General features: G+C 48.1%; 11 protein-coding genes and 1 other RNA gene. 3 read left to right on the top strand and 9 right to left on the bottom strand.

Annotated elements, in window-relative coordinates:
• The first annotated feature begins 48 nt into the window (after nucleotides 1-48).
• Entirely contained in the window at nucleotides 49-432 is a 384-nt protein-coding gene (locus tag Q0171_RS06415) for an ATP-grasp fold amidoligase family protein (protein ID WP_299328044.1), read from the top strand.
• Here Q0171_RS06415 and Q0171_RS06410 read toward each other — a convergent pair whose 3' ends face one another.
• From Q0171_RS06410 to Q0171_RS06400, 3 genes are all read right to left on the bottom strand, one after another.
• Entirely contained in the window at nucleotides 433-864 is a 432-nt protein-coding gene (locus Q0171_RS06410) for an ATP-grasp fold amidoligase family protein (protein ID WP_299327963.1), read from the bottom strand.
• Nucleotides 848-3,499, bottom strand: a complete 2,652-nt coding sequence (locus Q0171_RS06405; protein ID WP_299327961.1) for a heavy metal translocating P-type ATPase — start codon at nucleotides 3,497-3,499, stop codon at nucleotides 848-850. Before Q0171_RS06405 ends, Q0171_RS06410 begins: the two co-directional genes overlap by 17 nt.
• A gap of 106 nt (nucleotides 3,500-3,605) precedes the next feature.
• Nucleotides 3,606-4,592, bottom strand: coding sequence for an FkbM family methyltransferase (locus Q0171_RS06400; protein WP_299327959.1), 987 nt, complete (start codon nucleotides 4,590-4,592; stop codon nucleotides 3,606-3,608).
• 268 nt (nucleotides 4,593-4,860) lie between these two features.
• Between Q0171_RS06400 and Q0171_RS06395 the strand changes: the two genes are divergently transcribed.
• A complete protein-coding gene (locus tag Q0171_RS06395; RefSeq protein ID WP_299327957.1) occupies nucleotides 4,861-5,829 on the top strand; it encodes a hypothetical protein in 969 nt (322 codons plus the stop codon).
• Nucleotides 5,830-5,936: 107 nt separating this feature from the next.
• Here Q0171_RS06395 and aroB read toward each other — a convergent pair whose 3' ends face one another.
• A complete protein-coding gene (gene aroB / locus Q0171_RS06390; protein ID WP_299327955.1) occupies nucleotides 5,937-7,010 on the bottom strand; it encodes a 3-dehydroquinate synthase in 1,074 nt (357 codons plus the stop codon).
• A gap of 133 nt (nucleotides 7,011-7,143) precedes the next feature.
• Nucleotides 7,144-7,490, bottom strand: an RNA gene (gene rnpB, locus Q0171_RS06385) — RNase P RNA component class A.
• A 76-nt stretch (nucleotides 7,491-7,566) separates the two neighbouring features.
• Here rnpB and Q0171_RS06380 point away from each other — a divergent pair.
• Nucleotides 7,567-7,797 carry a hypothetical protein gene (locus Q0171_RS06380; protein ID WP_299327953.1) on the top strand — a complete coding sequence of 77 codons (231 nt, stop codon included), beginning with the start codon at nucleotides 7,567-7,569 and terminating at the stop codon, nucleotides 7,795-7,797.
• Here the strand turns inward: Q0171_RS06380 and Q0171_RS06375 are convergent.
• From Q0171_RS06375 to Q0171_RS06360, 4 genes are all read right to left on the bottom strand, one after another.
• A complete protein-coding gene (locus Q0171_RS06375) occupies nucleotides 7,794-9,209 on the bottom strand; it encodes an L-serine ammonia-lyase (RefSeq protein ID WP_299327951.1) in 1,416 nt (471 codons plus the stop codon). The genes Q0171_RS06380 and Q0171_RS06375 overlap by 4 nt on opposite strands.
• Entirely contained in the window at nucleotides 9,206-10,525 is a 1,320-nt protein-coding gene (locus Q0171_RS06370; protein ID WP_299328042.1) for an aromatic amino acid transport family protein, read from the bottom strand. The genes Q0171_RS06375 and Q0171_RS06370 overlap by 4 nt, the downstream gene beginning before the upstream one ends.
• Before the next feature lie 145 nt (nucleotides 10,526-10,670).
• Complete coding sequence (gene ruvA / locus Q0171_RS06365; RefSeq protein WP_299327949.1) at nucleotides 10,671-11,306, bottom strand: Holliday junction branch migration protein RuvA; 636 nt, start codon at nucleotides 11,304-11,306, stop codon at nucleotides 10,671-10,673.
• Nucleotides 11,303-13,441 carry a hypothetical protein gene (locus Q0171_RS06360; protein ID WP_299327947.1) on the bottom strand — a complete coding sequence of 713 codons (2,139 nt, stop codon included), beginning with the start codon at nucleotides 13,439-13,441 and terminating at the stop codon, nucleotides 11,303-11,305. Before Q0171_RS06360 ends, ruvA begins: the two co-directional genes overlap by 4 nt.
• Nucleotides 13,442-13,670 lie beyond the last annotated feature (229 nt).

Below are 13,670 nucleotides of genomic sequence, written 5' to 3'. Positions count from 1 at the left end.
TAACTTTTACATTTAGCCTTATTTGAAAATGACGATTTTCATAACAAAATTGCCCAAGACCTAGAATCCTACAAAGCCCCAACAGACTATAAATGCCATATGTTTAATGGCACATTGAGTCATATAGAAGTGATTAGGGGGCGATTTGTCCATCAAGAAGAAATCGCCCTAGATGACCAGTGGCAAAAGCTCCCATTTGACTATGAAAAAAGAGCTGCCACACTCCCACCACCGCCAAAAGATTTGCCCACTATGAAGCAAATTGCTTCGCTATTATCGCAGCCTTTTGCGTATGTGCGTGTGGATTTGTATGAGATAGATTCTGCGGTATTTTTTGGAGAGATGACATTTACTCCTGCTTGTGGGACAGATAAGTTTAGCCCACAAGAGTGGGATCATATCCTTGGCGACCGCTGGAAAATGCGCGCGTGATTAGACCCACAAATCCCCCAAATTCCTATCCCACTGCACAGGAGAGAATCTATCCGTGCCACCTGTGGGCGTGAAAGTCAGTTCGCCTGTGATAATTTGCTTATCAATTTCGTATAAATCAATCCGCACATAAGAAAACTTGCCAGCGAGTGCTGTGGCGATTTTTTGCATTAAGGCTAAATTATGTGGCTTTGGTGGGATATGCGTGGCTTTTTTATCGTAGTCAAAGGGCATTTTCTCCCAAGTGGGAGTCATAGCGATTTCAGTTTGCTTAGTGAATTTATCAATAATTATGTCTATATGACTCAATGTGCCATTAAACATATGGCATTTATAGTCTGTTGGGGCTTTGTAGGATTCTAGGTCTTGGGCAATTTTGTTATGAAAATCGTCATTTGCAAGGTGGGGGAATATACTATCCTTTGTTGCCAAAGCGCCAGAGACGCTGGCTATTTAGCACGACACAAATACTACTCGCGCTCATGGCAAACGCGGCAATCATAGGGTTTAGCAAAATCCCAGCAGGATAATACGCCACCCCACACGCCAGCGGGATACAAATCACATTATAAACAAATGCAAAAAATAGATTCTCCTTAATATTACGCGTGATGTCGCCAGAGAGGCGTAGTAGTGTGTCAAGTCGAGCGATATCGTCATGATATACAATAATATCTGCGGCATTCTTGCTCACATCACTAGCATGGCTGAAGCTTAGCGAGATATCCGCCGCCATGAGCGCACCCACATCATTGACCCCATCGCCCACCATCATCACCACCTCGCCGCGCTGCTGCAGAGCATGGATATAGGCGAGCTTGTCCTGGGGGCTAGCGTGGGATTTGTAGCGGGCTATGCCTAGGGTATTGGCGACTTGAGCGGTGTTTGACTCCCCATCACCGCTTAGGATATGAGGCGTGATTCCGCGCACTTTTAGCGCATTTATCGTAGCTTGGGCGTGGGGTCTTAGCGAGTCAGCTAGGAAAATCACCCCCAGAATCTCATAGCTTGATTTTGCATAGGGGTCTTGGGAGCTATCGCCAGACTTCCTGCTAGATTCTCGCCCAAGATACACGCAGATATGCTGCTCATGCCCCGGAGTCTGCCAAAAGTCTTGGAGTGCTTTATGCTGCACCTGTGTGTCATTTTGGAATATTTCCTTGCTGCCGATACGATACTCCCTAGAATCCTGCTTCAAGCTCGCTCGCATACCCACACCCGCTAGCGCATCAAATCCACCAAACTCTGGTAGATTCTCTCCAGGCAATGTCTCTTGCGCTTTTTGTAGTATGGCTTTAGCAATGATGTGCTCGCTACCCTTTTCTAGCCCAGCAGCAAGGGCTAGAATCTCATTCTCACTCATTGCGCCTTTATCATAGCTCTGCACCCCTACGACTTCTAGCGTGCTTTGGGTAAGCGTGCCTGTTTTATCAAAAACGACATGCGAGAGCTTACGCAGACTCTCAAAGCTCTGTGCCTGGCGCACAAATATCCCATGTTTATTTGCTAATGCTGTGCCTATCATCACTGCCATGGGCGTCGCAAGCCCAAGCGCACAAGGGCAGGAGATGACAAGCACGCTGATAAAGATTGAAAATCCAAACGCCACGCCCTCTAGCCAAGCCCACAGCCCAAATGCCACAAGCGCAATGAGAATCACTGCTGGCACAAAAACTGCTGCAATCTTATCGGCTAGGCGTGCAAGAGAGGGTTTGGAGCTCATGGCTTCTAGCGCTAGAGCTTGAAGCGCACCTAGGGTGCTTTGAGCGCTGGTGCTTGTGGCACGCATAATGAGTGCGCGATTGGTATTTAGACTCCCGGCACAGAGCCTATCGCCTGCGCACTTATACACTGGCAGGCTCTCGCCTGTGAGCATGGACTCATCGACATCGCCCTCACCCTCCTCTACCACGCCATCAGCTGGGATCATCTGCCCAGGTAGAATCCTAAGCCTATCACCTATGGCAATATCCTGGCTAGAGATAGTGGATTCTACTGGCTGGGCGCTGGATTGTGGCGAGCGAGAATCTAAGCGTAGCACCTGGGGGAGATTGCACTGGAGGAGGGCGTTTATCACTGCTGTGGTTTTGTCTTTGGCGCTGGATTCTAGGGATTTGCCCAGCAGGATAAACAATATAATCACACACACACTCTCAAAATACCAATGCCCACCATCATCACCATGCCCTAGCCAAAACACATACACGCTATACACAAACGCCGCACTCGTGCTTATGGCAATGAGTGAGTCCATCGTTGGCGTCTTGGCAAATAGCGCGGCAAAGCCCTTGAAATAATACTCCCTAGCCACATGCATGCTTATAAGCGAGCAAAGCAGCTGGGCTGAAAAATTCACACGCATATCATCAAATGGCGCCACAAGAATAGAGTCAAAAAACATCGGTAGCATAGAGAGATAGAGCACCACGCCAGCGCACAACGCACTAAGCCCAAGACGCACAGGCGTGGTAAGCAGTCTATCATTTAGCTCGTTGAGCTTATCAATAGCGCGTGCTAGGGGGTGCTTGGATTCTGGGGAGGGCTGGATAGTGTGCAAGAGAGCATGCGGGGCAGAATCCAGCAGATTAGATTCTGGGGTGGCTGGCTCACCTAGGGATACAAATTTCGCAGGGCTTGTGGGGGTCTGTGCTGGTTGTTGTGTTAATTTTGCTGGGCTTAGGCTATGTATTTTCGCGGGACTTGCACCCAGAGAGAAGCCAGAGACTTGTGAGGGATTTTTGATCTGTGGAGCAAAAGAAGCTTGCTGATTGTGGGGATTGTGGGGATTGTGGGGATTGTGGAGAGCTGGCTTATAGCCTAGCTTTTTGATAGCTTCTATAATCTTATCGGCTTGGATTTGTTCTTCTTGGATTTTGCCTCCTTGCGTGGTGGCACTCTCTTGTGATTTTACTTGTGGATTCTGCTGCGCTGGTGTGATGAGGGCGGTTTTGGTGATGAGGTTTATTTGTATATCCTCGATGAGGTGCTGTTTTTTGAGAGATTTTTCGATGTTTTGCACGCATGCCGCGCAAGACATACCATGGATTGTGAGCAGAAGTTTTTGCATAATTGTCTCCATGATTCTAGGCTAAACTGCGCAATATACCCTATTTTGTCTGCATTTGCGCTTGGAGCGTGCGCACAAGATCTGCCTGGGGCTGCCAATACGCGGTCTAAATCCAATCTAGCAAGATATTAGTCGCGCCATGCTTGGTGATTTTCTCGCGCAAACGCGCGATTCTAGCCTTGCCATCATGGAAAAATCGCTCATGCGTCTCGCACGCGATATAGTCGATTTTCTCATAAAGCTTCATATCCAAAAGCCTGTCCATAATATCAAACTCTGCGCCCTCGATGTCAAGCTTCACAAAATACAGCCGCTCATGCTCTTGGAGAAGTGTTTGGATATATGCGCATAAGTCAATCGCAGGGACTTTGTATTGTTTAGCGGCACTTTGGGTGTGGGAAGGGTCGCTCGCACCCTGTATGCGATTACCCTGTGAGATATCATCATAGACATAGAAGCGCACTTCTCCCGTCTCGTGCGAGAGAGCAGCATGATGCAAGATGACATTTGGGTTGGCATGGTATTTGGACTCTAGGATTGTATGGAGCAAGGCATTTGGCTCAAAACTATGCACCACCCCACCACAATAAAGAATAATATCGCTCACAAGCCCAGCATGCGCACCGCCATCGATACAAATGGGCGTAGATTCTAGCGACTTTTGCTTTTCACTACTGCGCTTGGATTCTAAGATTGTGGAGGTAGAATCGTGGCTTTGCTGAAAAATGGATTCTACTTGAAGTCGCTCGCGGAAAGATTTTTGGGCTAAAAATGGTGCTTTGCTTTGGCGTTCAAGGGAGCTACCTTGAGTGGTAGTGAGCGCAGAATCGCCGCTGCAATCGCTATTTTTAGCCAAAAAGCTAACGCGTTCTAGTTCGCCCCCCCCCCGTAGAGCGCGCACACCTTGCGCAAACATCGTGTAGAAAATACCATAGTATTTTTCTGGGACGCCGGCATTATGTAGTCGCAATTGCAAGCCACCAAGCCCGTTTGGATCGGCTAGTGCACCTTGAATATAGGGCAATCTATCAAGATTGCTCATAAGCTTATATCGTCGTCTTATTGTGTGGAGAGTGTGCATAAATCCGCCCATAAAAGTCCTTTGCAGAGTAAAATTTGAAGCCAAATCATACAATAATCCGCATGAAATCCCTACAAACCTGCCAGCTTCCATGCAGCTTCTATACAACTTGGAGCGCAAAATGCTTACAAATGCTTGAAAACCAAATAATGCAGAATATCCAAGCAGGAGTAAATGCGTGCATACAGCCATAGCTAGAATCCCAAAACACCTTTATAGATGTCTTTCCAAGTGCATTTTCGCAGTCGTTTTCATCTGCGGTGCAGGAGCAAGTCTGGCTGTGGGCTCAGAATCTGATCTCGATGATCCCCTAGAGCTTCTCCCTCAAAATCCACCACAACATACAGAATCTAATCACGCTCCTAAGGATAAGCAAAGTGATAAATCAAGTAGCGCCAATACACAAGCAGCGCAAGTGCATAAACCAGATTCTAGCACAGATACAGCGCGTGGGGATCTCGGTGGGGATTCTAATGCTAGCGAAGCAGCCACAGATACCAAAAACACATCTCAAGAGAAAACCACACAGGAGACTGAAAATTTTCTCGCGGTGCAAAAGCAGTTCCCATGGATTAAGTCCGTGGGGCTTGTCATGGTGTCTTTTGATGATGGAAGCTTCCGCAGTGGATTTGGGCTACTGCTACCAGAGCAGATTTTTCTCACATCTGCCCAGCTTGCCCACAGCGCGCAAGCTTACCCGAAAAACATCTTGCTAAAAATGCGCGATGAAAGTGCTGGGAATCTCATCTGTGTCGCAGAGCTGCGGCTAAAGGCGGTGGATAAGATTCTAGGGCTCGCGCTCTTTGAAGTCTCTGCCTACACAGATGACCACTGCAATCTACGCTCGCAGAGCTACTATCACAGCAAAATTCTCTCCCAAGCCTATGACATTACCAAGCACAAAGGCACACCAAAATCCACCAAAGATCACAACTACTACTCAGTAACCACGACATTTGATAACCCAAATATCAGCGTGCTTACCATAGACAGCGCCAATAACACCAGCAAGACCCCACAAAATCGCACGAAAGCCCAGCCACAAAAGCTCCCGATAGAAGATGAGCAGCCAATCATTTTCGGGCGCCCGTTTTTCGCCAAATCTGGCAGCCTGCTAGGAATCGCCACTATGCCAAACAATGCTATATCGCCTGTGATTGTGGGAGATGGAGAGATTAAGAAATTTTTGTGCGAGATTGATAGAAGTGGGTTTATCGTGGCGAGCTTTGTAGCAGAAATTTGCAAGTAGATTTGTATAGAATCTAACTTCGCTATGGGATTTGCTTTGCACCAGAATCTAGCAGGAAGTTCTCCTGCACCTGCTAGATTCTAGGAGATTCTGCGCTAGAATCTCATCTATGCAAACTTTCCTAGCACTTTGCAGAGCTGCTCCTTACTAACATCACTCCGCAACTCAAACCCCCCAATTCCGCGAGCAAGCACGAAGCACAGGGTGTTGTTGGTGGATTTTTTATCAAGGAAAAAGCACTTGTAGAATTCCTCCACATCACGCACGCTATAGCGCTGCTGCAAGCCAAGCCTATCTAGCAGAGAATCAATCCGCCTAGATTCTCTCTCACTCATGATTCCAAGCTCCTGGGATAGCGCGTTTGCCATGCGTATGCCAATCCCCACTGCCTCGCCGTGTAAAAACTCCCTATAATTAGTGAGATTTTCAATCACATGTGCAAATGTGTGTCCGTAGTTTAGTGCGGCGCGAATCCCGCTCTCGCGCTCATCTTGCTCCACGACTTGGGCTTTTATCTCAATTGCTCGCTGGATAAAAGGCACTAGCCCACTAGCCCTAGAATCTAGCCCAAGATCACATGCACTAGATTCTGCCTCTAGTCTCTCAAATGCCCCAGAATCAAAGCAAGCAAACACTTTCACCACCTCCGCAAGCCCAGCGCGTAGCTCACGCGGCGGAAGTGTGGAGAGAAAATCCACATCGATATACACAGCTTTTGGCTGGTGAAAAAGCCCGATGAGATTTTTGCCATAGGCATTATTGACACCACATTTTCCGCCCACAGAGGCATCGACTTGCGCCAAAAGCGTGGTGGGGATAGAAATATACTCAATCCCACGCTCATAAATCCCGCTCGCAAAGCCCACCATATCGCTAATCACGCCCCCACCAAGCGCTATCATGAGCGATTTTCGATCAAGCTTGTGGGCAAAAGCACACTCCAGAATCTGCTCAATCGTGCGCATGGTTTTGTGCACCTCGCCATCTGGCACGATACAGACAAACACTTCACTTGCACGGATTTTGGGCAGGATTTTATGCAAGTAGAGCCCAGCGATTTTGGGGTTGCTTACAAGCAGGACTTTGCCAGGGTGCTGGATTTGTGCGCGCTCATCATGCAAAAGCCGGTCGATGATGACAGGATAGGTAGCGGAGGGGGTTTGTATGTGTAGGGTTGGCATGCGTGTCCTTGGTGTGGGTATCTTGGTATTGTAGCGCAATGTGGCAGATTTGTCAGTGCTAGCGAGATAATCGCTGTGGTGGTCAAAATGTATGGGCGAGATAGCAAGAGATCTGGCGGAGTTCTGTGTGGATTTGCGCTGGTTTAGTATAAGCCGAGTTCTGTCGAGGGCGGCTATTTATCTAGGATATATTTCACAATATATCTCAAGCAAAGAGCAAATTTAAGACATTTACCACGCTCTTCTTGCTACGGATTGGGTTTGCATTGACATTGTGCATTGCTGCAAAATCGGTAGGCTCTTACCCCACCTTTTCACCCTTACCAAGCTAGATTCTAGTCTAGAATCTAGCTTTGGCGGTTCTTTTCTGTTGCACTTTCCCTTAGGTCGCCCTAGCCATTTGTTAAATGGAATCCTGTCTTTGTAGCTCGGACTTTCCTCTCTTTATAGCGCATAAAGAGCAGCCGCCACTAAACCAGCGTGCGGATTATAGCACACGCAACGCCCCAAAAAAATTTAACAGATAGAAGTCATTTATGACAAGCTCCATAGTTTATTGGCATTTATCATTGATGAGATACATCAAACATATTCTATATGTGGTATAAACATCATTGACCTAACCATAGACACAGGTGAAATTGGCGATAGCCCATTACTCCAAGCTTTGAATCCTAGAATCCACCTTGTAGCCGCGCTGGTCGCACCTTGTAAGCGCGCCACTCAGGAAGAGCGAGATGATAGCCCCAAAGAGTCTCTCTCGTGGCGTCTGGATACTGAAGGTTAGCACACGCTTGAGAGTGTGGCAAGCCCGCCAAGTGATGTCTCGCGGTATTTGGCATTCATGTCTTTACCGGTTTGATACATGGTCACTATGACTTCATCGAGACTGACTTTAGGTGTGCTTTTGCGCGTCATCGCCATGCGTGCAGCCGAGATAGCCTTAATCGCACCAAAGGCATTGCGCTCGATACATGGGATTTGCACCAACCCCATGACAGGATCACAAGTCAGCCCTAAGTGGTGTTCCATAGCCATTTCAGCAGCGTTGCAGGACTTTTTCGCATCAGCACCAAGCGCAGTGGCAAACGCTGCAGCAGCCATGGAGCTAGCCGAGCCAATCTCTGCTTGACAGCCTGCTTCTGCACCGCTTATGCTGGCGTTTTTCTTGATAAGTGCGCCTACTAGCATAGCAGTGAGAAGAAAATCTACGGCTTTATCGTCATTAAAGCCTATGGTGTGGTTTTTGAGATAGAGCATGACAGCTGGGATCACCGCACATGCGCCATTTGTGGGCGCAGTTACCACGCGTGCGCCACTAGCATTCTCTTCGGCAATCGCAATGGCATAGAGCGAGATGAAATCAATAATCCCTAGCGGATCGCTGGTGATTTGCAAGCGTTCATAGAGTCCATTTGCCCTGCGTTTTAGATGTAAATTGCCCGGGAGATAGGACTCGGTGGGGTGTGTGCCTTGCGCATAGACTTCTTGCATGGTCTGCCAGATCTCTAGGCAGTAGTCACGGATAGTGGATTGCGGCGCGAACTGCTTCTCATACTCTAAGGAGAGCTTGGCGAGATTCCAGCCATGCTCATCGCAGAGATAGAGCGCGGTTGTGGCAGAATCTATGGCAAACATTCCCTCTCCTAGCTCATCTGTCTCACCTCCTCCATTGCGTTCATCTTCGAGCTCTTGTTGGGATTTTACAAAGCCACCGCCTACGGAATAGTAGGTAATGGATTCTATAATCTTACTGGAATCTGTGCTAGATTCTCTAGTATCTGCACCAGAGCTGCCAAAGGCTTGGATTGTGAGCGCATTTTCATGTAGCGGAAGAAACTCCTGGCTAAAGATAATATCGCGCTCTGGGTCAAACTCTACAAGCTTGCGCCCACAGAGATTAAGCCTATGCTCCTTATCTGCGCGCGCTATGGTGGCAGCTTGAAGCTCTTTGGTAAGCGTTTTGGCTTGTAGATTCTCCAGCCCCCAGAGAATCGCCCTATGGGTCAAATGCCCCTTGCCTGTGAGGGAGAGCGAGCCATACAGCGTAATGCGAACACGCTCAATCAAATCAAGGTTAGATTCTATGCGCTTACAGAATCTATTCCCTGCGATGAGTGGTCCCAGCGTGTGCGAAGAGGAGGGACCTACGCCGATTTTGCAGATGCTAAGGTTGCTCCAGGGGCTAAGACTACTCATAGGAGCTTATACACTACGGTGAAAATCGTTAAAAGCCCTGTGATGAAGACAAATGCGTCAAGTGCTGGATTTTTAAAGCGCTTCATTTTTGACACACTATAAATAGCGATGATTGGCATAAGAAAAAGAATTGCCGCAATGATTGGTCCGCCTAGATCTTCAATAAAGCCCAGCACACTTGGGTTGATATACGCGACAATGAGCATGATGATATACATCACACTTGTGCTGGCGATAGCGATGATTTTTAGATTTGGATTCTCATTGCCTGCGAGCTTGCAACATTTACGCACGATCCCATACGCGCCCTCTCTAGCTCCAAAATAATGCCCAAAAAATGAGCTTGTAATAGCAAGAAACGCAATTAGTGGTCCGCCATAGGAGATAAAAGGATTATCAAGCTTATTAGCAAAGTAGGAAAGCACAGGGATATTTTGTGCCCTGGCATCGGCTAGCTCGGCAGGATTAAGCGAGAGGACACAGGAAAACACAAAAAACATCACAAACAGCAGCAGCATAGCAGAAGTGCGCAGGAGAATCTGGTTTGCCTTAGCGACAGAGTGCTCGCCATACTCACGCTTGACACTAAGCGAAAATGTCGAAATCGCAGGAGAGTGATTGAAGCTAAAGACTAGCACAGGGAGTGTGAGCCACACGATTGTGAGAAATTCTTTTGTCGCTGGGATATAGGAGAAGCTCTCCATATTCCAGTGCGGGATAAGATAGAGCGAGAATATAAACAAAATCGCGCACAGCGGATAGACGAGCCATTCACAAGCTTTGGTGATAAACTCCTCACTAAAGAGCATAACAAGCATAAAGCTACTCACGCCCAAAAGCACCAAAATCGCACGCCATAATGGGAGTAAATGCGCAACTTGCGTGCCTTTGTCATTAAGCTCGAGCGTATAAATAGAGCTGACAAAAGCAGCCAAGCTCCCATTAGAATCTAGCAGCGGCAAAAGCTGGTTATAAATAAAGCTCTCAAATGTGTTAGTGATCCCTACACAATACGCCAGACAAATAGGGAAAATCGCAAAAAAGTAGAGAATAGAGATAAACACGCTCACCCAGCGCCCGAAATACTCTTCTGCTGCATGGGTGATGTCTCTGTCATTCCCGCTAGCTTGACACACAAAGCGACTAAGAGCGCGGTGGCTAAGATAGACCATAGGGAAAATGATAAAACACATCACCACCACAGGCCAGAATCCACCAAGCCCAGCCTTGATAGGCAGATAGAGAATCCCTGCCCCCACAGCCGTGCCAAAGAGTGAAAGCATCCAGCGTGTGTCAAATGAATTCCACTTAGGCATATTGGGCAAGTGCTGATTTGGACTCATCGTGCCTGCGCTACATGTGGGCGAAGCATTAGGAGAGGAGGTTGAGCTGTGGGCTTGGTCTTGCATGGAGACTCCTTTATTGGGATTGGAGGATATTATACATATTTCTAGGCAAAATCTAGCGTGAAAGTAGTCGCAGCGCTTCTTTTATCGCGCTCTGGGTGTCGGTGGCTTGGATTTGAGGGAGGATACGCTTAATCTCGGTGGTCTTGTAGCCTAGGGATTCTAGCGCACTTGTGATTTCATGGCTGCTTGGCACATTTGGCACACTTACAGGGCTTGTAGGACTTGCACTAGATTCTAGCACTTCTTTACAGAATCCCGCCAGATCTAGGAGAATCTTGCCCGCACTCTTTGCGCCAACGCCCGGGACTTTTTGCAGGAGCTTGATGTCCTTGCTTGCGATGATTTCAAGAAACTGCTTAGCACTAAAGGTGCTTAAGATTGTCAGTGCGACTTTGGTGCCTACGCCATTGATTTTGAGCAGTCGCTCAAATGTGCTACGCTCCAAGGGATCAAGGAAGCCAAAGAGTAGCTGCGCGTCCTCGCGAATGATATGCGTGATGAGCAGCTCGATTTTGCCAGAATCTACTTGCGTGGATTGCGAGATTGATGCTGCGCTGGATTCTAGTAGGGCGCGGAGCCTGGAGCTTGTTTGGACACTAATGTGGATTTCATAGATTGTGTCTTGGACATTAAACTCTACTGCCATGGTGTCTAGTTTGTGGATTTTACCAATAAGTGCGCGAATCATTCTACTGCCTTTATGTGGAGTTTGGGGGTGTGCTGGCTCGCATTAGAATCTGCGCTAGATTCTGGTGCGTGGGCTATGGATTCTATGATGATATGCGCACTTTTGCCAACTTGTAGCAGTAATTGCTCTTCATGGCTCATCGCATGTGCGCGCACTTGTTCTGGGTCTGCCGGTGCGCTTGGCGTGAGCGAGCAGGAGTGCAGCAGCGCATAGTTTTCAAACCCCCCAACATGCCCGATATGTATTGTAGCGTGCGCGAGATGAGATTGGAGGTGGCGCGCGGAGTGCTCTAGCTTCTCTAGAGCTTGCGTAAGGCTTGATTCTCGCAAAAGCAGGGTTTTATAGAGCTTATAAGTGGCGCGCGACTGGGTGAAAAGCAGCTTGAAGCTTGGCTCTTTTAGCGCGATTTCTCTCTGGGGCTTGGTGAAGCCTTGCATTTTGTATAAAAACCGCTGGGCTTGCTCAAATCTTGGAGCGAGCAGCTTGCACCATGCGCGCGTCTGCTCTAGGGTGTGGAGCTTTTTGGCGTGGTAGATTCTAGCTTGTGCTAGATAGTCGCGATATGCGCTATTAGCGCAGATGTCAAAGACTAGCATATTATCATCGCCGCGCTTTTGGGGGATCTCATCGATGTGGAGCTGATGAGAGAAGTGGCAAGCATTGGCATTGCGCGCGCGCTGGAGAGAGATAGATTTTGCATATATTGTGCTGGCGTTGGCTTCTTGGATTCTCGCGCTATCGGCATAGATGAAGCCAGAATCCAGATTTTTTACCACACATTCTTGGGCGATGAGCAAGCCTTTGTGCGTTAGGATTTTGGCGCTTTGAGCGAGAATCTGGGAGCTTTTGTGGCTAGCACCATTGAGGACAAGGTGTTTTGCTTTAATTGTCGTCTCACTTCCTAGATTTCCGCTTATTTCAAGGCTGTGGGCTTCGATATACACACCATCGCCTAGCACATCTACGCTACTATCGCTAGATTCCACGCTAAGTGCGATATGTGCCTCCACGCCACCAAGCAGCGGAGGTGTGTTGGTGGATTTGAGTGCGCCAGAAGGCGGAGTGAAAAAGCAAAAAAGATCCGCTCCATCAAAGCTTTTATCATAGTCTTTTGCATGGTTTTTTCCATGATTTTCTAGCATAGCATGGGCAGGCGCGGCAGTGTCAGGCTGATCGCTCCCTGCATTTTCCCCGCTAAAATACGGCGCACAAAGCGCAGCAAATGGCGCGGTGTGCTGGTTATTTAGCGCGATGAAGCCTTGTATCTGGCTAAAATACTCAATCCTATCTTCATAGGCTTTGAAGCTAATGTTTGGCTGATTTGTAGGAATGATTTTCTCTCTAGGCTTTTCTTGTGCGCAGATGTATTCCCCAAGCAGATTTCGCCCAGCCACCCCGCAATCCCCAAACTCATATACCCCTACTAGCTCGCCCTTTTTTACCCCATAGAATGCCTCCTCCACACGCCCACACTGGCGCAATCGCTCATTAGCATAAAGTGTTTTTGGCTTATTAGCATGTGTTTGCTCATAGCAAACCTTTGGCATGAAAACAAAGCGCATGGGCTTTGGCGGGGTGAAATGCGTGCTTTCTAGGATACAGATAGGCTTAGCTTTGGCTTTAGGCGTAGTGCGAATATGGGCGATAATTTGCTGCAATCGCGCACGAAGCGCGTCCAAATCGCGCAAGATCACCCCAAGCAGTGCAAGCTTGGCAAACACAAGCGCGCAAAATTCCTCCGCCCCATCTTCTAGCGCGATAAAGCTATCATCGCAGTGTAAAAACGCCCTATCTCGCTCATCGCTAAGGGAGATTTGGAAGCTCTCAATACTTTCACGCGGTTTTACCAATAGCTCGCAGATTTGCTGGATTGTATAGCCGCTGGTGTTGAAGTAGCGCTCATCAAGCAATGCAGATTCTGCACTGGACTCTGGCGCGTGAGGGGGTGGATTCTGGTGGAGGGTGGATTCTGGGGCTTTAGGCTCTATGGGGGTGGATTCTTTGATGATAGCAAGCGTGCGCGATTGGAGGGAGATTTGCAAATCTGCTTCGCAGAGATTGCGTTTGTGGCACTCGCTTTGTAGCATAGCATGCAAATCAAGCGCACCGCGAACGATAAATGGCGAAAACTCCACGGCTCTCCCTTGAGACTAGTTTAGGTGGTTTGCTTGGTTTAGTGATTGCATGCCTAGCACATGGCAATATTATTACACTACAACCCTTGCGCAAGCCCCACAAGTGTAGCCAAACCCAGCTAAAACAATCCACAATCCCCCCCAATCCCAAAAGCTAGATTCTAAAACACATACCTCACACCAAGATTTGCTGTGAGGTTTAAGTCTTTGTAGCTAAGTCCTGCTTTGC

The sequence above is a fragment of the uncultured Helicobacter sp. genome (assembly GCF_937906905.1).
Lineage (GTDB): Bacteria > Campylobacterota > Campylobacteria > Campylobacterales > Helicobacteraceae > Helicobacter_B.
Note: the sequence above shows the minus strand (reverse complement) of the source record. Positions and strands in the feature narration are given on the sequence as shown.